This window comes from Lysobacter sp. GCM10012299 (assembly GCF_042649405.1).
In the GTDB taxonomy this organism is placed as follows: domain Bacteria; phylum Pseudomonadota; class Gammaproteobacteria; order Xanthomonadales; family Xanthomonadaceae; genus Lysobacter_J.
In genome coordinates this window covers 568,297-587,543 of record NZ_JBHRZC010000004.1, presented here as the reverse complement: position 1 = coordinate 587,543, position 19,247 = coordinate 568,297, and the positions used below count along the sequence as shown (strand labels likewise).

At 67.3% G+C, this 19,247-nt stretch carries 17 protein-coding genes and 1 pseudogene; 13 read left to right on the top strand and 5 right to left on the bottom strand.

Going from position 1 to position 19,247, the window contains the following annotated elements; all coding sequences use genetic code 11:
• Nucleotides 1-15: 15 nt before the first annotated feature.
• Complete coding sequence (locus ACFOPO_RS13885) at nucleotides 16-1,512, bottom strand: aminotransferase class III-fold pyridoxal phosphate-dependent enzyme (RefSeq protein ID WP_386703821.1); 1,497 nt, start codon at nucleotides 1,510-1,512, stop codon at nucleotides 16-18.
• Between the two features lie 118 nt (nucleotides 1,513-1,630).
• Here ACFOPO_RS13885 and ACFOPO_RS13880 point away from each other — a divergent pair, with 118 nt between their 5' ends.
• The 6 genes from ACFOPO_RS13880 to secF all read left to right on the top strand — a co-directional run bounded on the left by ACFOPO_RS13880 (nucleotide 1,631) and on the right by secF (nucleotide 7,769).
• Nucleotides 1,631-2,062, top strand: a complete 432-nt coding sequence (locus ACFOPO_RS13880; protein ID WP_386703890.1) for an Lrp/AsnC family transcriptional regulator — start codon at nucleotides 1,631-1,633, stop codon at nucleotides 2,060-2,062.
• A 94-nt stretch (nucleotides 2,063-2,156) separates the two neighbouring features.
• Nucleotides 2,157-3,215, top strand: coding sequence for a tRNA preQ1(34) S-adenosylmethionine ribosyltransferase-isomerase QueA (queA, locus tag ACFOPO_RS13875; RefSeq protein WP_386703820.1), 1,059 nt, complete (start codon nucleotides 2,157-2,159; stop codon nucleotides 3,213-3,215).
• Nucleotides 3,212-4,330, top strand: a complete 1,119-nt coding sequence (gene tgt, locus ACFOPO_RS13870; protein WP_386703818.1) for a tRNA guanosine(34) transglycosylase Tgt — start codon at nucleotides 3,212-3,214, stop codon at nucleotides 4,328-4,330. Before queA ends, tgt begins: the two co-directional genes overlap by 4 nt.
• Nucleotides 4,331-4,524: 194 nt before the next feature.
• Nucleotides 4,525-4,866 carry a preprotein translocase subunit YajC gene (yajC, locus tag ACFOPO_RS13865; RefSeq protein WP_386703817.1) on the top strand — a complete coding sequence of 114 codons (342 nt, stop codon included), beginning with the start codon at nucleotides 4,525-4,527 and terminating at the stop codon, nucleotides 4,864-4,866.
• 58 nt (nucleotides 4,867-4,924) lie between these two features.
• Nucleotides 4,925-6,790 carry a protein translocase subunit SecD gene (secD, locus tag ACFOPO_RS13860; RefSeq protein ID WP_386703816.1) on the top strand — a complete coding sequence of 622 codons (1,866 nt, stop codon included), beginning with the start codon at nucleotides 4,925-4,927 and terminating at the stop codon, nucleotides 6,788-6,790.
• 16 nt (nucleotides 6,791-6,806) lie between these two features.
• A complete protein-coding gene (secF, locus tag ACFOPO_RS13855) occupies nucleotides 6,807-7,769 on the top strand; it encodes a protein translocase subunit SecF (RefSeq protein WP_386703814.1) in 963 nt (320 codons plus the stop codon).
• Nucleotides 7,770-8,332: 563 nt separating this feature from the next.
• Here the strand turns inward: secF and ACFOPO_RS13850 are convergent.
• Entirely contained in the window at nucleotides 8,333-9,163 is an 831-nt protein-coding gene (locus ACFOPO_RS13850; RefSeq protein ID WP_386703812.1) for an inositol monophosphatase family protein, read from the bottom strand.
• A 117-nt stretch (nucleotides 9,164-9,280) separates the two neighbouring features.
• On the opposite strand from ACFOPO_RS13850, the gene ACFOPO_RS13845 reads away from it, so the two are divergent.
• The 3 genes from ACFOPO_RS13845 (at nucleotide 9,281) to ACFOPO_RS13835 (ending at nucleotide 13,264) form a co-directional block, all read left to right on the top strand.
• A complete protein-coding gene (locus ACFOPO_RS13845; RefSeq protein ID WP_386703810.1) occupies nucleotides 9,281-10,084 on the top strand; it encodes an RNA methyltransferase in 804 nt (267 codons plus the stop codon).
• A 181-nt stretch (nucleotides 10,085-10,265) separates the two neighbouring features.
• Nucleotides 10,266-11,135, top strand: coding sequence for a phosphate/phosphite/phosphonate ABC transporter substrate-binding protein (locus tag ACFOPO_RS13840; protein ID WP_386703808.1), 870 nt, complete (start codon nucleotides 10,266-10,268; stop codon nucleotides 11,133-11,135).
• Nucleotides 11,132-13,264 (top strand): EAL domain-containing protein, encoded by a 2,133-nt coding sequence (locus ACFOPO_RS13835; RefSeq protein ID WP_386703807.1) that lies wholly within the window; start codon nucleotides 11,132-11,134, stop codon nucleotides 13,262-13,264. Before ACFOPO_RS13840 ends, ACFOPO_RS13835 begins: the two co-directional genes overlap by 4 nt.
• A 136-nt stretch (nucleotides 13,265-13,400) precedes the next feature.
• On the opposite strand, the gene ACFOPO_RS13830 is transcribed toward ACFOPO_RS13835, so the two are convergent.
• Together ACFOPO_RS13830 and ACFOPO_RS13825 are read right to left on the bottom strand one after the other, a co-directional pair.
• Nucleotides 13,401-14,048 carry an exopolysaccharide biosynthesis protein gene (locus ACFOPO_RS13830; protein WP_386703805.1) on the bottom strand — a complete coding sequence of 216 codons (648 nt, stop codon included), beginning with the start codon at nucleotides 14,046-14,048 and terminating at the stop codon, nucleotides 13,401-13,403.
• Complete coding sequence (locus ACFOPO_RS13825) at nucleotides 14,032-15,375, bottom strand: hemolysin family protein (protein WP_386703803.1); 1,344 nt, start codon at nucleotides 15,373-15,375, stop codon at nucleotides 14,032-14,034. The genes ACFOPO_RS13830 and ACFOPO_RS13825 overlap by 17 nt, the downstream gene beginning before the upstream one ends.
• 258 nt (nucleotides 15,376-15,633) lie before the next feature.
• On the opposite strand from ACFOPO_RS13825, the gene ACFOPO_RS13820 reads away from it, so the two are divergent.
• Together ACFOPO_RS13820 and ACFOPO_RS13815 are read left to right on the top strand one after the other, a co-directional pair.
• Nucleotides 15,634-16,260: a DUF47 domain-containing protein gene (locus tag ACFOPO_RS13820; protein WP_386703802.1), complete on the top strand. Its 627-nt coding sequence runs from the start codon at nucleotides 15,634-15,636 to the stop codon at nucleotides 16,258-16,260.
• An 11-nt stretch (nucleotides 16,261-16,271) separates the two neighbouring features.
• Complete coding sequence (locus ACFOPO_RS13815; RefSeq protein ID WP_386703801.1) at nucleotides 16,272-17,399, top strand: anion permease; 1,128 nt, start codon at nucleotides 16,272-16,274, stop codon at nucleotides 17,397-17,399.
• Nucleotides 17,400-17,539: 140 nt separating this feature from the next.
• On the opposite strand, the gene ACFOPO_RS13810 is transcribed toward ACFOPO_RS13815, so the two are convergent.
• On the bottom strand, nucleotides 17,540-17,950 hold the full coding sequence (locus tag ACFOPO_RS13810; RefSeq protein WP_386703800.1) for a hypothetical protein: 411 nt from the start codon (nucleotides 17,948-17,950) through the stop codon (nucleotides 17,540-17,542).
• A 40-nt stretch (nucleotides 17,951-17,990) separates the two neighbouring features.
• Between ACFOPO_RS13810 and ACFOPO_RS13805 the strand changes: the two are divergent.
• Together ACFOPO_RS13805 and ACFOPO_RS13800 are read left to right on the top strand one after the other, a co-directional pair.
• A pseudogene (locus ACFOPO_RS13805) lies at nucleotides 17,991-18,329 on the top strand (MGMT family protein); the annotation flags it as partial.
• A 192-nt stretch (nucleotides 18,330-18,521) separates the two neighbouring features.
• Nucleotides 18,522-19,175, top strand: coding sequence for a rhomboid family intramembrane serine protease (locus ACFOPO_RS13800; RefSeq protein ID WP_386703799.1), 654 nt, complete (start codon nucleotides 18,522-18,524; stop codon nucleotides 19,173-19,175).
• Nucleotides 19,176-19,247: the final 72 nt, after the last annotated feature.

Sequence of the window (19,247 nt, the reverse complement as noted above, 5' to 3'; positions counted from 1 at the left end):
GGCGCCGACGCGGAGTTACGCGGCAGCAGCCTGCGTTGCCCGCGGGCCTTCCTTCAACGCCTTGGCCACCATCGCCACGAGCAGGTCGATCTCCTCGCTGGTGATGGTGAAGGTGGGCGTGAAGCGCAGCGAATTGACGCCGCCGTGGATCACGCCGATGCCGCGCTCGCGCAGCCACTCTTCGGTCGAACCTGCGCCGTAGCACTTGAACTGCGGCGCCAGTTCACACGAGAACAGCAGGCCCGTGCCCTGGACCTTGGTGATCAGTCCGCCAAGCTCGCCCTTGAGCTTCTCGAGCTTCTCCAGCGCTTCCACGCCGCGGGCGCGGATGTTCTGCTGCAGGGCAGGGGTGACCTGCTCCAGCACGGCGCAGGCGACATCGAGCGCGCGCGGGTTGCTGGTCATCGTGTTGCCGTACAGGCCCTTCTTGTAGAGATCGGCCGCGCGCTTGCCGACGGCGAGCACCGACAGCGGGTACTGGCCGGCGTTGAGCGCCTTGGAATAGGTCTCCATGTCCGGCGGGTCCATCTGCTCGAAGCCGGGGTAGTCGACGATCGACAGCACGCCGTGCGCGCGCAGGCCGGCCTGGATCGAGTCGACCAGCAGCAGCGCGCCGTGGCTGCGGGTGAGTTCGCGCGCGGCGGCATAGAACGCCGGCGGCACGCCGCGGCCCGGGTCGCCTTCGCCCATCACCGGCTCGAGGAACATCGCCTCGATGAACCAGCCATTGGCGTCGGCGTCGGCGAAGACCTGCTTCAGCGCGTCGACGTCGTACGGCTCGACCGTCAACAACGTGTCCTCACCGCGGAAGCTGGCCAGGTGCTGCATGTAGGTCTTGCGCGAGGAGTCCGAATACAGCGCCGGGCGCTCTGTGCGGCCATGGAAGCTGCCCTTGACCACCACGCGCTTGATCGCGCGGCCGGCGTGGCGGCCGCCCGGGTCGGTCATCAGCTTGGTGTTGACGTCGGCGATGCGCGAGGCCAGCGATACCGATTCCGAACCGGAGTTCAGGCACAGGAACTTCTCGTACGGGCAGCCGCCGCGGGCGACGCCAATGGCGGCGCGCAGCGCGCGATCGAAGCGCAGCTGCGACAGCGACGGCGTCATGATGTTGGCCATTGCCTGCGGCTTGGCCATCGCGGAGATCACCGACTTGGGCGCATGGCCGAAGCCGAGCATGCCGTAGCCGCCGGAGTCGTGAAGCACCGCACCCTTGAGGGTGACCACCCACGGGCCGCGCGCGGCGAGGGCGACGTACGGATTGACCGCGTCGTCCGGGTAGAAATTGATGTAACCGGCCAGCACGGCGTGGATCTGCGCGTCCTCGTCGAGGTCGAGCAGCTCGGCGAAGTCGTCCTTCAGGCGCTGGTATTCCTGGCCGGCCGCTTCGATCGCTTCGATCAGCTCGGCGTGGCTGGCGGCGAAACGGGTGATCGTGGCGTCGTCCAGGCCCTGGGTGCGGCGAAGGCCCTGGTGGGCGCGCAAAGGCGCGAGGCGGTCGAGGACGGCCATGGTCTTTCTCCTGTCAGTACGCAATCACCCTATTATCTGGAATAATTCGTCGGTAGACAGTACGGATTTGTACGAATTACTGGACAATCTCGTCGATACGACGAACAATCTGGGCGAGATGAAGATTACCGACGCCGACCAGCAGCTGCTCTCGGTCCTGCGCGAGAACGCGCGGGCCTCGACTGCGGACATCGCCCGCCGCCTGAAGCTGTCCCGCACCACCGTCCACAGCCGGATCGAGCGGCTGGAGCGGCAGGGCGTGATCGACGGCTACACCGTGCGCGTCCACGACGAGGCCGAGCGTGGCCACATCCGCGCCCACATCATGGTGACCGTGCTGCCCAAGCAGATGACGTCCGTGGTGGCGGTCCTGCACGGGATGCCGGAGGTGCGCGCCCTGCATTCGGTCAGCGGCCCGTTCGACCTGATCGCCCTGGGCGTGGTGCCGACGGTGGAGGCGATGGACGAGCTGACCGACCGGATCGGCGCGATCGACGGGGTCGAGCGGACCACCTCGGCGATCATCCTGTCGGCCAAGTTCGAGCGGTAACGACCGTCATCCCGGCGAACGCCGGGATCCAGGCCCGAACCCTCTTACAATGCCCGGTCCTGCGGCCAGTCAAGCCGCCAGCCAGTCCCCCGCCTTGAAGAAATCCGATTTCCATTACGACCTGCCGCCCGAGCTGATCGCGCAGGCGCCCTTGCCCGAGCGCTCGGCCAGCCGCCTGCTGGTGGTGCCGCCGACCGCCACGGTTGAGTTCCAGGACCGCATCTTCCGCGACCTGCCAGACCTGCTCGCCCCGGGCGACCTGCTGGTGTTCAACGACACCCGCGTGATTCCGGCGCGCCTGTATGGCCAGAAGACCAGCGGCGGCCGGGTCGAGATCCTGATCGAGCGCCTGCTCGGTGGCCACGAAGTGCGCGCACAGCTGGGCGTGAGCAAGTCGCCGAAGGCCGGCGCGAAAATCCTTCTCGATGCCGGCGGCGAAGCCGAAGTGCTCGGCCGCGACGGGGAGTTCTACCGCCTGCGCTTCGACGTGCCCGAGTCGCTCGAGCAGTGGCTGCTGCATGCCGGCCGCCTGCCGTTGCCGCCGTACATCCAGCGCGAAGCCGGCAGCGACGACGACACCCGTTACCAGACCGTGTTCGCGCGCGAAGTCGGCGCGGTGGCCGCGCCTACCGCTGGCCTGCACTTCGACGAAGCCTTGCTGCAGCAGTTGCGCGAGCGCGGCGTGCAGTTCGGCCACGTCACCCTGCATGTCGGCGCCGGGACGTTCCAGCCGGTGCGCGTCGACGACCTCGGCCAGCACGTGATGCACAGCGAATGGCTCAATGTCGGCGCCGCGCTGATCGAGCAGATCCATCGCACGCGCGCCGCCGGTGGCCGCGTGATCGCGGTCGGCACGACGGTGGTGCGCGCGCTGGAAAGCGCGATGCGCGCCAACGACGCCGGTGAGCGCGAACTGCAGCCGTATGCCGGCGAAACCCGCTTGTTCATCCTCCCGGGCTACAAGATCCGATCGGTCGATGCGCTGATCACCAATTTCCACCTGCCCGAGAGCACCCTGCTGATGCTGGTTTCCGCCTTCTCCGGCAAGGCGCGCGTGTTCGCCGCCTACGACCACGCGATCGCCTCGCGCTATCGCTTCTTCTCGTATGGGGATGCGATGTTGCTGTTCCCGGCGCCGGAGGCGACCGCATGAGCCGCATGAGCTTCGACCTCATCACCACCGACGGCGCCGCCCGCCGCGGCCGCATGACCTTCCCGCGTGGCACGGTGGAGACGCCGGCGTTCATGCCGGTCGGCACCTACGGTTCGGTCAAGGGCGTGATGCCCGAGCAGATCCGCGAGCTCGGCGCCGAGATGATCCTCGGCAACACGTTCCATCTCTACCTGCGCCCGGGCCTGGACGTGATCGGCGACCACGGCGGCCTGCACGGCTTCGGCCGCTGGAGCGGTCCGATCCTGACAGACTCCGGTGGCTTCCAGGTGTTCTCGCTGGCGCACAAGCGCAAGATCACCGAGCAGGGCGTGACCTTCGCCGCGCCGACCGATGGCAGCAAGGTCTTCCTCGGTCCCGAAGAGAGCATGCACATCCAAAAGGTGCTCGACTCGGACGTGGTGATGATCTTCGACGAGTGCACGCCTTACCCGGCCACAGAGGAAGTGGCGCGCAAGTCGATGGAGCTGAGCCTGCGCTGGGCCGAACGCTCGAAGAAGGCGCACGAGGGCAACGACGCGGCGCTGTTCGGCATCGTCCAGGGCGGCGTCCATCCGGCGCTGCGCGACCGTTCGGCCGAAGGGCTCAAGGCGATCGGATTCGATGGCTATGCGATCGGCGGCCTCGCCGTCGGCGAGCCCGAGGCCGAGCGCAACCACATGCTCGAGCACACCTGCCCGCAGCTGCCGGCCGACCGCCCGCGCTACCTGATGGGGGTTGGACGGCCGGAGGACCTGGTGGAGGGCGTCGCCCGCGGCATCGACATGTTCGACTGCGTCATGCCGACCCGCAACGCCCGCAACGGCCACTATTTCACCAGTTTCGGCACGGTCCGCGTGCGCAACGCCAAGTACGAGCGCGACCTGCGCCCGATCGAGGAAGGCTGCGACTGCTACGCCTGCCGCAACGGCTTCAGCCGCAGCTACCTGCGCCACCTGGACCGCTGCAACGAGATGCTGGCGCCGATGCTGGGCACCCTGCACAACCTGCGCTACTACCAGCGCCTGATGGCGCAGATGCGCGACGCCATCGCCCGGGGAACCTTTTCGGCCTTCCGGGAGTCTTTCTACGCCGCACGGGCTGCCGAGCCGGTTTAGGGCAGGCCCCACCCCTCATCCGCCCCTTCGGGGCACCTTCTCCCACAAGGGGAGAAGGGGCAGCGCTTCACCCTCTCCCCTCGTGGGAGAGGGACGGCCGCCGCAGGCGGCCAGGGAGAGGGGGTAGGGGTCGCGGGGCAGGGCCCCGCCCCGTGGCATAATCCCCCGCTATTTTTCGATCCAGGACAATCTCCATGAACCTGCTTGATCTCGTGGTATCCCCGGCCTATGCCCAGGCGGCCGCTCCGGCCGGCGGCACCGGCTTCGGCATGTCGCTGCTGTTCCCGATCCTGCTGATCGGCGTCATGTACTTCCTGATGATCCGTCCGCAGATGAAGCGCCAGAAGGAGCACCGCGCGATGCTCGAGAAGCTGGCCAAGGGCGACGAAGTCCTCACCAACGGCGGCATCGCCGGCACCGTGAGCGACATCGGCGAGAACTTCATCACCGTCGAGATCGCCGACAACGTGCGCATCCGCGTGCAGAAGGGCGCCATCGCCAACGTGCTGCCGAAGGGCACCTTGAAGTCGGCGTAAGCCGTCTCCAGAAGAATTTGACATACGGCGGCCGGGGTGGCCGCCGCAGGGGCCCTAGATGCTGACTTACCCGCGCTGGAAATACTTCGTCATCCTGATCGTTCTGTTGCTCAGCGCGCTGTATGCGTTGCCGAACATCTATCCGCAGGATCCCTCCGTGCAGGTCACGGCCAGCCGCGGCGCCAAGGTCGATCCGGCGCTCAGCGCCCAGATCAGCACCACGCTCAAGCAGGCAGGCGTCACGCCCAAGTCGGTCGAACTCGACAACGGCAACCTGCTCGTGCGCCTGAACAACCCTGACCAGCAGATCAAGGCCAACGACGTCCTGCGCGACAAGCTCGGCAGCAACTACGTGGTTGCGCTGAACCTGGCCTCGACCGTGCCGAACTGGCTCGAGAAGATCGGCGCCAAGCCGATGCTGCTGGGCCTGGACCTCCAGGGCGGCGTGCACTTCCTGATGCAGGTCGACCAGAAGGCCGCCCTCGACAAGCGCATGGACGCCACCGCCGAAGACGTGCGCGTGAGCCTGCGCGACGGTCGCGTGCGTTACGAGTCGGTCGAACGCCGCGGCGGCAACACCATCATCGCGACCCTGCCCAGCCCCGCCGATGCCGAGAAGGCACGCGCGGAGGTCGCCAAGAGCCAGCCGAACCTGCTGCTCGACGTGAAGGGCAACACCCTGACCGTGCAGATCTCCGAAGCCGAGATGCAGCGGATGGCGGTGGAGGCGATCGAACAGAACGTCGGCACCCTGCGCAACCGCATCAACGCGCTGGGCGTGTCCGAGCCGATCATCCAGCGCCAGGGCAGCGACCGCATCGTCGTGCAGCTGCCGGGCGTGCAGGACACCGCGCAGGCCAAGCGCATCCTCGGTGCCACCGCGACGCTCGAGTATCGCGGCGTGGTCGAGGGCAATGCCTACGACGCCGTCTCCAGCGGCAACGTGCCGCCGGAAGCCCGCGTCTATTACCGCCGTGAGCTTGGCCCGGACGGCAAACCGATGCCGGTGCTGCTCAACAAGCGCGTGATCGCCTCGGGCGACCAGCTGGTCGGCGCGACCTCGATGATGGACCCGCAGACCGGCACCCCGGCGGTCTCGGTGCGCCTGAACGGCGTCGGCGGCCAGCGCATGTTCGACTACACCACCGAGCACGTCGGCAAGCCAATGGCCGTGGTCTACATCGAGCGCATCCCCGAGGTGCGCGTGGTCGACGGCAAGGAAATCCGCACGACCAAGATCAATGAAGAAGTGATCTCGGTGGCCAACATCAACGGCGTGTTCGGCAAGGAGTTCCAGACCACCGGCCTGGACAGCTCCAAGGAAGCCGCCGACCTGGCCCTGCTGCTGCGTTCGGGTTCGCTGGCCGCACCGATGGACTTCATCGAAGAGCGCATCGTCGGCCCGAGCCTGGGTCGCGAGAACATCGAGCGCGGCCTGACCGCGGTCGCCTATTCGTTCGCCTTCGCCCTGGTCTTCTTCCTGTTCTACTACCGCGTGTTCGGCATCATCACCTGCCTGGCGCTGCTGCTGAACATGCTGATGCTGATCGCGGTGATGTCGCTGTTCAACGCGACGCTGACGCTGCCTGGCCTGGCCGGTATCGCGCTGACGGTGGGCATGTCGGTCGACGCCAACGTGCTGATCAACGAGCGCATACGCGAGGAGCTCAGGTTGGGGCTGCCACCGCAGACCGCCATCGCCGAAGGCTACGAGCGCGCATCGGGCACGATTGCCGACGCCAACCTCACCGCCATCCTCGCCGGTGTCGCCCTGTTCGCCTTCGGCACCGGTCCGGTGAAGGGCTTCGCGGTGTCGCTGATCGTGGGTATCGCGACCTCGATGTACACCGCGGTGGGCGTGTCGCGCGCCATTGCCACGCTGATCTACGGCGGTCGCCGCAAGATCAAGACGATCTGGATCTGACGGGAAGATCACGCAAATGAAACCGTTCAACGTCTTCCCCTACGACAGCAACATCAACTTCATCCGCCTGCGCTGGTTGTCGCTGGGCATTGCCCTGGCGATGCTGCTGGTGGCCGTCGGCGGCATGGCGATCAAGGGCTTCAACTTCGCCCTGGACTTCACCGGCGGTGCCGTCACCGAGATGCGTTTCGAGAAGCCCGTCGACGTCGATGACGTCCGCGAGCGCCTCGACCGTGCCGGCTACGAGGGTGCGCAGGTGCAGTCCTTCGGCAGCGGCAACGATCTGCTGATCCGCCTGCAGCCCAAGCAGGCCGCGGCCGGCGCCGAGAACAAGGAAGACACGACGGCCAGCGACGTGCAGAACGCGCTGGCCTTCGAGGGCAACCCGGGCAAGGTGCTGCGCAGCGAGGTGGTGGGTCCGCAGGTCGGCAAGGACCTGGCGATCAACGGCCTGTGGGCGCTGATCTTCGTGGTCGTGGGCTTCCTGATCTACATTTCGTTCCGCTTCGAGAAGAAGTTCGCGATCGCGGCGGTGTTGACCACGCTGCACGACGTGGTGGTGGTGACGGGCTGGTTCGCGCTCAGTGGCCACGAGTTCGACCTCACCGTGCTCGCCGGCGTGCTGTCGGTGATGGGCTTCTCGATCAACGATACGATCGTGGTGTTCGACCGCGTCCGCGAGAACTTCCGCACGATGCGCGCGTCGCCGGAGGAGATCCTCAACAAGTCGATCAACCAGACGCTGTCGCGTACGGTGATCACGTCGTTCGTGGCGTTCCTGACGGTGTTCGCGCTGTACCTGTACGGTGGTGGTTCGCTGCAGGGCATGGCGGAGTCGCAGATGATCGGCATCATCATCGGTACGCTGTCGTCGATCTTCGTGGCGTGCCCGCTGTTGACCATCGGCTTCCTGAAGGTGACCAAGCAGGACCTGATGCCGAAGGCCAAGGACGAGGCGGCACTGGCTCGCCGCCCGTAACCGTTACGGTGGGTTCGACGGAAAAGGCCGCGCACTGCGCGGCCTTTTTCTTTGCCCGTCACCCTTTGCCCGTCATCCTTGCCCGTCATCCCGGCGAACGCCGGGATCCATCTTGACTGTGGCCGTGACGGCTTGCCGCCTGCGGAGCGGCGTCGTCCACCGCGCCGGGGATTGCTCCGCCCCTTAGTCAGACATCCTGTCTGATGCGGGGCGCGGGACATCCATGTCCCGCTGCGGATCAATCCCCGGCGCGGTGAACGACGCCCCGGCATTTCATTGCCCGGTCTTCGTCGATGGTCGTTCCCGCGAAGGCGGGAACCCATGGACGTTGCCGTTGCCTTTCAGTTCTTGTCGAAGACCGCGAAATGACGTGCCAGAGCGGTGTCCGCCGGCTGGGGGATTGCGCAGCAGTGGGCCATGGATGGCCCACGCCCCGCATTCGGACAGGATGTCCGAACTAAGGGGCGGAGCAATCCCCCAGTCGGCGGACGCCGCCGCTCCGCAGACGAAAGCAAAAAAAGCCGCGCAATGCGCGGCTCTTCGTGTAATCAGAGCGAGGAAGCTCAGTCGAACGCCGACGCATACCCCGTGTTGACGATCTTACTCTGCAGTGCGTCGCAGATCTTCAGGTTGCCGGCGACCAGCTGGCGCGGCATCTGGCCGCGGGTGTCCATCGGCCCGGTGCTGCGGCCGCGGAAGTCGACCACCTTGCCGCCTGCCTCGCGCACCAGCAGCGCGCCCGCGGCGATGTCCCACGGCTTCACGCCGGCTTCGAAGTACGCATCGGCGCGACCGCAGGCCACGTAGGCCAGGTCGAGCGCGGCCGAACCGGTGCGGCGGATGTCCTCGGCCTCGGTCAGCAGCGTGTCGATGCACTTGAGGTGCGCACTGGCACGCGCGCGCTCGCGCGGCGGGAAACCGGTGATCAGCATCGCGCCGTTGAGGTCCTTGCGGTCGGCGATGCGGATCTTGCGGTCGTTGAGCGTGGCACCGCTGCCGCGGCTGGTGGTGAACAGCTCGTTGCGCAGCGGATCGAAGATCACGCCGTGGACCGGCTCGCCGTTCTCGACCAGGGCGATCGACACGCAGAAATGCGGGATGCCGTGCAGGTAGTTGCTGGTGCCGTCGAGCGGATCGATGACCCAGGTGGGTTGCCTTGAATTTCCGCTGTTGCCGAGCGGACCGCTTTCCTCGCCGAGGATGGCGTAGTCGGGCGTCGCGCGGCGGAATTCCTTGATGATCTCTTTCTCGGCCAGGCTGTCGACTTCACTGGCATAGTCCATCCGGTCCTTCTCGACCACGTTGAGCGCATCGAGCTTGTTCATGTGCCGCAGCAGCACGTTGCCGGCGGCGCGGGCGGCCTTGACCATGAGGGTGACGGCGGGTTTCTGCATGGCAAGCGGCCTCGTAGGGGGAGGTGGGGGACGGACTGGCGGCGGCAAAGAGCGGACCGGCTCAGGGCCGGGGCGCGGAGTTTACCATTGCAGGCCGTGACTTCCGAAGCGAAAACCGTGTCCGACCCTGTCCCCTCACCGTCCAACCACGTTCCCGGCCCGGCCGAGCGCCTGCGCATCGTGCTCGTCGGCACCCAGCACCCCGGCAACATCGGCTCGGCGGCGCGGGCGATGAAGACCATGGGGCTGGCGCGGCTGGTGCTGGTGGCGCCTGAGAAGGCGCCCAGCGTCGAGTCCTATGCCCTGGCCGCCGGCGCCGACGATGTGCTGGCCGCCGCCACCACGTGCGCGACCCTGGCCGAGGCCGTGGCCGACTGCCGGCTGGTGCTGGGCTGCACCGCGCGCAGTCGCCGCGTCGCGCTTGAGGAACTGCTGCCGCGGGATGCCGCCGCACGGGCGGTCGGCGAGGCGGGGGCGGGCGCCGAGGTCGCGCTGGTGTTCGGCCGCGAGCGCACCGGGCTGACCAACGACGAACTGCAGCTGTGCCACGCCTCGGTCCATATCCCGGCCAATCCGGACTACAGCTCGCTCAACCTGGCCGCCGCCGTGCAGGTGCTCAGCTACGAGCTGCGCCTGGCCGTGCTGGCCGCCACCGCCCCGGCCGCAGCCGCGGCCGACGGCGACGGCGCGGAACGGCGCGAGCCGCCGGCATCGCATGCCGAGATGGAAGGCTTCTTCGCCCAGCTCGGCGACACCCTCGACGCCATCGACTTCCACAAGGGCCGTGCCCCGGAGTCGGCCATGCGCAAGCTGCGCCGGCTGTACCTGCGGGCCGGACTGGACTCGCGCGAGGTGCGGATCCTGCGCGGGATCCTGGCCGACGCCCAGCGCATGGCCTCCCTGGCCCGCAAGGACGACTGAGCCCTGAACCCTGGGGGGCGTGAAAAGAGGCTGGAACTGCGGCTCGGCCGTCGGTTTGCAGTATCGGCCCGCTGGTGTTTCGTATTAGGCTGGCCGCGGCACTTAGACGGGTCGTCTGTACTTGATCGCTAGCCTGAGTCGTATCGCCCTGTTGTCCCTACTCGCGCTGGCATCGGCGGCCATGTCGTTTTCGACGCGGGCCGGCAATGACTCCGGCGTGCTGGTGCTCGGGCGAATCAGCGACGACCCCAAGACCCATTACGAGCAGCTCAAGCCGCTGCTCGACTACGTGGTCCCGCGCATGGCCGACGTCGGCATCCGCGAGGGCCGGATCCTGATGGCCAAGGACTCGCAGCAGATGGCCAGCTACCTGCGCCGCGGGCGGGTCGACTGGGTCACCGAGACCACCGGCACGGCGATGCTGCTGCGCCAGCGCGCCGGCGCGACGCCGCTGCTGCTGACCGAGCGCGACGGCACCAGCCATTACCACAGCCTGTTCTTCGCCCGCCGCGACAGCGGGCTGCGCTCGATCGCCGACCTGCGCGGGCACAGCGTCGCCTTCCAGCGTCCGTCCTCGACCAGCGCCTATTTCGTCCCCGCCATCGAACTGCTCGATCGCGGCCTGCCGCTGGAGATCCTGCTGTCGCCGGATGACCGCATCGAAACCGGGTCGGTCGGCTACATGTTCGCCTGGTCGGAACTCAACATTTCCACCTGGGTGCACAAGGGCCTGGCCGACGTTGGCGTGATGAGCAACCTCGACTGGGGCAACCCGCGGCGCATGCCGCCGGCCTTCCGCAGCGACCTGGTGGTGATCGGCGAAACCGAGGAATACCCGCGCGCCATAGAGATGGTGCGGGGCGACCTCGATCCGAAAGTCGAGGCGCGGCTGCGCGAAGTGCTGATGGACGCCGCCGGCGACCCGGAGGCCGGCGACGCGCTGCTGCAGTTCTTCCGCACCACCCGGTTCATGCCGATCGATCCCGACTCCAAGCGCGCGCTGGACCACATTGCCAACGGCGTCACGCGGGTGCGGGCGGAGGTCGAATGAATCTTCGTTTCGGCCTGCAGGCCAAGTTCATGCTGTTGATGGGCGTGGCACTGCTGGTGGTGCTGGCGCTGGTGGCGCTGCTGTTCAACCGGCAGGAGCGCATGCGCAATGAAGTCGAGGGCGTCAGCCGCTCGACCATGCGCACGATGATGGGCGAAACCCTGCGTCGCCAGGGCGAAGGTGCGGTCGCGCAGCTCGCCGCCACGCTCACCAATCCGATGTACTACTCCGACCTCGACGCCATCGGCGTGCTCAGCCGTTCAACGCTGCGCAATCCCGACGTGCGCTACGTGATCGTCTATGACGCCGCCGGCCAGGTCCTGCACGATGGCAGCGAAGCCATCGTCAACTACGGCAAGCGCATGGACGATCCGATGGCCGCCAAGGTCATCGCCTCGAAGGCGCTGATGTCGCAGTGCGACGACAAGGTGCTGGACGTGTCGGCGCCGATCATGATCGGCGACCAGCGCATCGGCGGCGTCCGCATCGGCTACGACCTGGTGGCGCTGCGGCGCTTCCAGGACGAGGCCGTGACCCAGCTGCGCGGGCGGCTCGCCACGCTCAGCCAGCGCTACGTGATCTGGATCGGCCTGCTTGGCGTGGGCATGCTCGCCTTCGGCGCACTGTCGTTGTGGTTGATCCAGCGCCTGCTGGTGCGGCCGATCCGCGAACTGGCCGAGTCGGCGCGCGCGATCGAAGCCGGACGCTTCGATACCGCCACGCCCATCGACAACCGCAACGACGAAGTCGGCGACCTGATGCTGGCCTTCGACCGGATGAGCCGCAGCCTCGCCCGCCACGATCGCGAGATCCGGCGGATGGCCTACACCGACGCGCTGACCGGACTGGCCAACCGCCTGGCGTTCCGCGAGTCGCTCGATCAGCGCCTGCTGCAACTGCACGGCGCCGGTTGCCAGCTGGCGTTGCTGTTCGCCGACATCGACGACTTCAAGCGCGTCAACGACACGCTCGGCCACGATGCCGGCGACGACGTGCTGCTGCAGTGCGCGCGCCGGATCGAACACACCGTTCAGCGCATCGGTGGCGACGACGCGATGCTGGCGCGCTTCGGTGGCGACGAGTTCGTCATCCTCGTGCAGGCCGGCAACGACCCGCACGCCGACGTCCGCAAGATCGCGACCACACTGGCCGAGACGCTGGTGACCGAACTGGGCGAACCCATCCTCGTCCAGGACCGCCAGGTGTTCCTCGGTACGTCGATCGGCATCACCCTGTTCCCGGAAGATGCGTCCGGCGCGACCTCGCTGATGAAGAACGGCGACATCGCGATGTACCAGGCCAAGGTCGCCGGCAAGAACTGCTTCCGCTTCTACAGCCGCGCGATGGACCAGGCGGTGGAACGCCGCGTGCACCTGGAGCACGAACTGCGTGGCGCGTGGGATCGCGGCGAACTGAGCCTGGCTTACCAGCCGGTGTTCCGCCTGGTCGACGGGGCCATGATCGGTGCCGAGGCGCTGCTGCGCTGGAAGCATCCGGAACTGGGCGTGGTCGCGCCGTCGGTGTTCATCGACGTCGCCGAGCAGAGCGGCCTGATCGAAGTGCTCGGGCCGCAGGTGCTGCACCAGGCCTGCTCCGATGCCGTGCGCTGGCAGGAATCGCGCGCTGGCGAAGACCCGTTGTTCTTGGCGGTGAACGTGTCACCGCGACAGCTGCGCAACGGCGACCTGCCGGATGTCGTGGCCGCCTCGCTGCGCGAAACCGGACTGCCGGCCGACCTGCTGCACTTGGAACTGACCGAGACGGCGGTGATCGGCGACGAGCGCCATGCCAGCAGCCTGCTGTCGCAGTTGCGCGGCATGGGCGTGAAGGTGTGGCTGGACGATTTCGGAACCGGCTTCTCGGGGCTCAGCCATCTGCGCCGCGTGCCGGTGGACGGCGTCAAGATCGATCGCAGCTTCGTAGCCGACGTGCTGCGCGATCCCGACGACCTGGCGCTGACCACGGCCATCATCGCCATGGCGCACTCGCTGGGCATCCTGGTGGTGGCCGAGGGCGTGGAGAAGGAAGGGCAGTACGCGATCCTGCGCGAACGCGGCTGCGATTTCGCCCAGGGTTACTGGCTGGGGCACCCGGTGACGGCGGAAGAGTTCCTCGCAGTCGCTTGCTGAGTCGCCGTCACCGTTCGTCCTGAGCGTAGGCCCGAAGGGCCGGAGTCGAAGGATGCCCGTGCCCGATGCGCTTCCGTCCTGCTGTCCTTCGACTTCGGGCGCTTCGCGCCCTACGCTCAGGACGAACGGGGGCGGGTCACATCAGCATGTCGATCCAACGCGCCGCCGCGGCCGCCAGGCTCCCGGAAAGAATCCCGAACACGGCGATCGCGATCACGCCCGCCACCCATGCGATCCCCATCAGGTAGCCGTCGCGTTCCAGCAGCGCCAACGCGAACACCACCAGCAGTCCGCCGAACAGGAAGTTGGTAAACGGGATCGGCAACGACAGCAGCAGCCCGAGCAGCACGAGCAGCAGGCCGGTGAAGAAGTCGGCGAGGCGGTGGTCCAGCATCTGCGTGGCGCGCGGTCGCACCAGCTTCTCCAGGCGCGTCAGCCACGGTGCCAGCAGGTCGCGGAATCGCGCCATCGCGCTGCGGTGCGGCCCGCGCTTGGCCAGGAAGGCCGGCAGCCAGGGCTCTCGCATGCCGAACAACTGCTGCAGGCCGATCAGGATCACCAGCGGGCCGCTGATCGCGCCGCCCAGGCCCGGTATTGGAATGAAGGCCGGGATCGTAGAGACGAACAGCAGCATGCCGAACGAACGGTCGCCCAGACCGTGCAGCACGTCGCTCATGCGCAACTGCTCGTTCGGGTCGCCTTCCGCGAAGCCGTCGAGCAGTGCGCGCGTACCGGCTTCGGGCCCAGCTTGGTGGCGCCGCTCGTGGCTAGCCCGCTGTGTCATCCGGTAGGGGTTCCTGTTCGATGCGTTGCAGCAGCAGCTTGTCGATGCGCGGTCCGTCGAGGTCGACCACTTCGATGCGCCACTGGTTCCAGTCGAAGTGCTCGCCGACGTAGGGGATGCGACCGAAGTGGGCGATCACCATGCCGGCGGCGGTGTGGAAATCGTGTTCGTCTTCGTCCGGCAGGCGGCCGCCGCCGATCAGCTCGCGCAGGTCCTCGATGGCCAGGGAGCCGTCGAGCAGGTACGAGCCGTCGGCGCGTTCCACCACCGGTGAACTGTCCTCTTCGGCTTCGCCGGAATGGACGGTGCTGGAATGGATGCGACCGACCACCGCGTCCATCAGGTCGCCGACCGTGACCATGCCGCTGATGTCGCCGTACTCGTCGACCACCAGGGCCAGCGACTGCTGCTCCTCGCGGAAGATCTCCAGCAGCTTCATCGCATGCGTGGACTCGGAGACGAACAGCGGTTCGCGCAGGTGCTTGAACAGATCCGGCGCCTTCTCGTCCAGGCGGTCGAGCAGCGCCTTCACCTCGAGGGTGCCGAGCACTTCACTGTCATTGCCGCGATAGACCGGGTAGCGCGAGAACGGCGTCTCGCGCATCGCCGCCAGGTTCTCGGCGAATTCCGCGGAGGCGTCCAGCCAGGCGATGCGCGTGCGCGGCGTCATCAGGCTCTCGGCGGTGCGGTCGCCCAGGCTCAGCACGCGGTTCATCATCTTGCGCTCGTCGGCATCGATGACGCCCTGCTCGTGGCTTTCGCTGACCAGCAGGCGGATTTCCTCTTCGCTGATGGCGCTGCGGGCGTCGTCCTTGATGCCGAGCATGCGCAGCACCAGGCGGTTGATCGCACCCAGCGTGGCCACCACCGGCCGTGCCGCGCGCGAGAGGCCATACAGCGGCAACGCGATCGCGCTGGCGATGCGCTCGGGGTTGGTCAGGGCCAGGCGCTTGGGGATCAGCTCGCCGAAGATCACCTGCGCGGCCGTGATCAGGCTGACCGCGGTGCCGATGCCGATGGCCCGGCTGTACTTCGCCGCGGCCGGCACCAGCTCGTGCAGCCAGCTGGCGATGGCCAGGCCGATGGCCTCGCCGCCGAAGACGCCGGTCAGCACGCCGATCAGAGTGATGCCGACCTGCACGGTCGACAGCAGGTTGTCCGGGTGCTCGGCCAGGGCCAGGGCGGTTCGCGCGCCGCGGCTGGGGTGCGCCGGGTCCTCGGCCATCTGCTTGAGGCGCAATTTGCGCGAGGTCATCAGCGCCATCTCCGACAGTGCGAAGAAGGCGTTGAGGACGATCAGGGCGATGACAGTCAGCAGTTCCAGCATGCGGTCCCTACCTCAGGATGGCAGGCCGGAGTGCACACGCCGTGATGGGGGAAAAGGGGCCAGGCGTGTGCGGAGGGCTGTTCTGGGTCGTCGTCCATGGGGCCGGGGGCAGGAAAAAGGGGGGTGGAAGCTGCAGGGATGGTAGCAGGGCGGCCGAATTCAACCCGTGGGGCGAGCGCGGCTGTCCCCGAACCGTCATAATTCCGCCCGCAGAACCCCACCGAGCCGCCAGTGCGGCCCCTAGAAGGCACCTCCCGCATGTTCTCCCTGCAAACGATCTTCGGCCAAGGCAACCAGTTCTACACCCTGCTGGAGGAGGCCGCCGTTGCCGCCCATGACAGCACCGTGGCGCTGCACACGATGCTCAAGTCGGCTGACCGCCAGCCCGCGCTGGACGCCTTCAAGCTGGCCCGCCAGCGCGAGCGCGATGCCTCCGACAAGATCAGCCACGAACTGGTCAACAGCTTCATCACCCCGATCGAGCGCGAAGACATCGAGGCGCTGGGGTCTGCGCTGTACAAGATTCCCAAGCAGGTCGAGAAGTTCGCCGACCGCTACTCGCTGGCCACCCGCCACCTGGAGCACATCGACTTCGCACCGCGCGGCGCGATGCTGATGCAGGCCTCCGGCGTCGTGGTGCAGATGGTCCACCAGCTGCGCCACCTCAAGCTGGAGCCGATGAAGGCGCTCAACGACCAGCTGCGTTCGATCGAGAACGAGGCCGACCGGCTGATGCTCGAGCTCTACCGCGACATCTATTCCGGTCGCCTCGACAGCCTGCAGATGTTCCTGCTCAAGGAATTCTTCGAGATCCTCGAGAAGGCCATCGACCGCTGCCGCGAGGCAGGCACGGTGGCCTACGAAATCGTGCTGAAGAATTCCTGAGGGCCGGGCCGATGTTGACCCTGGTCCTGGTCGTGGTATTCGCGGCGCTCGCCTTCGAATACATCAACGGCTTCCATGACACCGCCAACTCGATCGCGACCGTGGTCGCGACCAAGGTGCTGTCGCCGATGCAGGCGGTGGCGATGGCGGCGACGACCAACCTGCTCGGTGCGCTGTGGGGCACGGCGGTGGCCAAGACCATCGCGTCGGGCCTGCTCGACAACGGTGTCGTCCAGGTCACTTCGCAGCTGATCCTGTGCGCACTGCTGGGTGCGATCGTGTGGAACCTGATCACCTGGTGGAGGGGTCTTCCGTCCTCGTCCTCGCATGCGCTGATCGGCGGCCTGTGCGGCGCCGCGGTGGCGGCGGCCAGCAACAACTTCCACGCAGTGATCTGGTCGCAGCCGGCAGACCCCTGGTACAAGAGCGCCGGCGTGCTGTGGAAGGTGGTGGTGCCGATGTTCAGCTCGCCGCTGCTCGGCTTCGCGTCCGGTTTCCTGGTGATGGGCCTGCTGTTCGCGATCATCTCGGCGATGGCCAGCAGCGGCGGTTTCCTCGCGCGCATGGCGCGCCCGCGCTGGGTCAATGCGTTCTTCGGCAAGGCGCAGCTGGTCAGCGCCGCCGGCATGGGTTTCGCCCACGGCATGAACGACGCGCAGAAGACCATGGGCATCATCGCCCTGGCGCTGGTCGGCGCGCAGTCGGCCGGCACGCTCGATAATCTGCCGTCGTGGCTGGCGTTCCTGCACCCCTCGCGTGAGGCGCTGGAAAACAACGACATCGACACCTGGATCAAGTTCACCTGCGCCATTGTCATGGCCGCCGGTACCGCCGCGGGTGGCTGGCGCATCATCAAGACGCTGGGCCACAAGCTGGTGAAGCTGCACCCGATCAACGGCTTCGCCGCCGAGACCAGCGCCGCTGCGGTGATCATGGCGGCGTCGTCGCTGGGCATCCCGGTGTCGACCACGCACAACATCTCGTCGGCGATCATGGGCGTGGGCACGGCCAAGCGCTTCAACGCGATCAAGTGGACCGTGGTGGAGAAGATGATCTGGGCGTGGATCCTGACGATCCCGGCCGCAGGCGGCATCGCCTACATGTTCTTCGAGTTGTTCCGGGCGATGGGCTGGGCGTAAGCCAGCCCCACGAGGCAGTCACCGTTCGTCCTGAGCGTAGGCCGCAGGCCGAAGTCGAAGGATCCCGCGCGCTGTACCCCGTCCATCCTTCGACTTCGGCGCTTTGCGCCTACGCTCAGGACGAACGGTGACAGGGTGATTCAGAACAGATCCCCGCCTGCCGACAGCGACCGCTCCATGCGGTCGCCCAGTCCGCCGATCTCCAGCACCAGGCGGTCGATCTCGGCCGCGTCGAGGCCTTCGTACGGACGGTTCTCGCACAGCTGCAGGTGCGGCACGCCGTCGAGGTCGCCGATGGCGAGATAGCCGACGCGGCTTTGCCAGTTGAAGATCAGTGCGCGCTTGGCGTCCAGGCCGGTGATCGGCGAGACCGCGGTGCTGACCCGCAGGTAGGGACGGCCGTCTTCGTCGTCCAGCTCCGACAGGAAGATCGCCTGGTGACGTGTTCCCTGCTCGAGCGACAGCTCGATGCAGATCAGGTCGGCGCCGTGTTCGGTGGTGTTGAAGTCGGTCGCCTTGAGATGGCGACGGATCGATTCGAAGTTGCGCACGGGGCGGCTCCTTCCGGGGGATGATCGGTATGCTACCGCGATGAGCAAGCCCACCGCCGCAAAGGACGACGCCGCAATGCGCATCCTGGCCGCGATCCGCGCGATCCCGGCGGGCGAGGTCGCAGGGTATGGCGAAGTTGCGCGTCGCGCCGGCCTGCCGGGCAGGGCGCGCCTGGTGGCGCGGATCCTGGGGCAGAACGACGATCCCGACCTGCCGTGGCACCGCGTGCTGCGCTCTGACGGCCGCATCGCGTTCCCCGAAGGCTCCCGGGGCTTCCGTGAGCAGGGTCAGCGCCTGCGTGCCGAGGGCGTGCGGGTCGAGGGCGGGCGCGTGCGCGGCCAGCGTGCCGCGGCGACGCTGGACGAACAGATGTGGGGCGCGCCGATGGCACCGCCGGCGGCAGTGAAGCCACGACGTGCGCGGACAAGCCCTGCAAAGCACTCGGCCGCGACAAGCAAGGCTCCTGCACGCGCCAAGCGCTCTGGCTGAGGCCGCGGGCTCACCGAATCAATCCTCCGGCCCGATGATGCCGGCCAGCGGCTACCATGTAGCGCACTTCCAGGAGTCGCGATGTTTTCCAACCTTCCCCCGGTCACCAAGGCCCTGCTGATCGCCAACGGGCTGGTGTTCCTGTTGCAGTGGGCGCTCGGCGACGTCGCCCTCGCGCAGTTCATGCTGTGGCCGCCCGGTGGCGGCGAGCTGGACGGCGTCGGTTTCATGCCGTGGCAGCTGCTCACCTACGGTTTCATGCACGGCAACTTCGCCCACCTGCTGTTCAACATGCTGGCGCTGGCGATGTTCGGCGCGCCGCTGGAACACGTGTGGGGCGATCGGCGTTACCTGACCTACTACCTGGTGTGCGTGGTCGGCGCGGCGCTGTGCCAGATCGGCGTGGGCATGTGGACCATGTCGCAGGGCGGTGAGGCCTATCCGACGGTAGGCGCGTCCGGTGGCATCTTCGGCCTGCTGCTGGCGTACGGCCTGTTGTTCCCGAACCAGCGCGTGATGCTGCTGATTCCGCCGATCCCGATGAAGGCGCGCACGCTGGTGCTGGTCTACGGCGCGATCGAGTTGCTGCTCGGCGTGACCAATGCAATGCCGGGCGTGGCGCACTTCGCGCACCTGGGCGGCATGCTGTTCGGCTGGCTGCTGATCCGCTACTGGCGCGGGCAACCGCCCTTCGGCAAGAAGAAGGGCCCGCCGAAGATGCGGGTAGTGCGCTAACCGTGCGTCGTCCCGGCGAAAGCCGGGACCCAGGCCCGCACGTCAACAGCCCAGTCACGTCATCCCGGCGAA

Bases quoted from the DNA above. Each gene is read 5' to 3' on its own strand.
- ACFOPO_RS13850 (WP_386703812.1), bottom strand. From the start codon at position 9,163: ATGCAGAAACCCGCCGTCACCCTCATGGTCAAGGCCGCCCGCGCCGCC.
- ACFOPO_RS13820 (WP_386703802.1), top strand. From the start codon at position 15,634: ATGTTCTCCCTGCAAACGATCTTCGGCCAAGGCAACCAGTTCTACACC.
- ACFOPO_RS13880 (WP_386703890.1), top strand. From the start codon at position 1,631: ATGAAGATTACCGACGCCGACCAGCAGCTGCTCTCGGTCCTGCGCGAG.
- secF (WP_386703814.1), top strand. From the start codon at position 6,807: ATGAAACCGTTCAACGTCTTCCCCTACGACAGCAACATCAACTTCATC.
- ACFOPO_RS13885 (WP_386703821.1), bottom strand. From the start codon at position 1,512: ATGGCCGTCCTCGACCGCCTCGCGCCTTTGCGCGCCCACCAGGGCCTT.
- tgt (WP_386703818.1), top strand. From the start codon at position 3,212: ATGAGCCGCATGAGCTTCGACCTCATCACCACCGACGGCGCCGCCCGC.
- yajC (WP_386703817.1), top strand. From the start codon at position 4,525: ATGAACCTGCTTGATCTCGTGGTATCCCCGGCCTATGCCCAGGCGGCC.
- ACFOPO_RS13835 (WP_386703807.1), top strand. From the start codon at position 11,132: ATGAATCTTCGTTTCGGCCTGCAGGCCAAGTTCATGCTGTTGATGGGC.
- ACFOPO_RS13800 (WP_386703799.1), top strand. From the start codon at position 18,522: ATGTTTTCCAACCTTCCCCCGGTCACCAAGGCCCTGCTGATCGCCAAC.
- secD (WP_386703816.1), top strand. From the start codon at position 4,925: ATGCTGACTTACCCGCGCTGGAAATACTTCGTCATCCTGATCGTTCTG.
- ACFOPO_RS13815 (WP_386703801.1), top strand. From the start codon at position 16,272: ATGTTGACCCTGGTCCTGGTCGTGGTATTCGCGGCGCTCGCCTTCGAA.
- ACFOPO_RS13825 (WP_386703803.1), bottom strand. From the start codon at position 15,375: ATGCTGGAACTGCTGACTGTCATCGCCCTGATCGTCCTCAACGCCTTC.
- ACFOPO_RS13830 (WP_386703805.1), bottom strand. From the start codon at position 14,048: ATGACACAGCGGGCTAGCCACGAGCGGCGCCACCAAGCTGGGCCCGAA.
- ACFOPO_RS13840 (WP_386703808.1), top strand. From the start codon at position 10,266: ATGTCGTTTTCGACGCGGGCCGGCAATGACTCCGGCGTGCTGGTGCTC.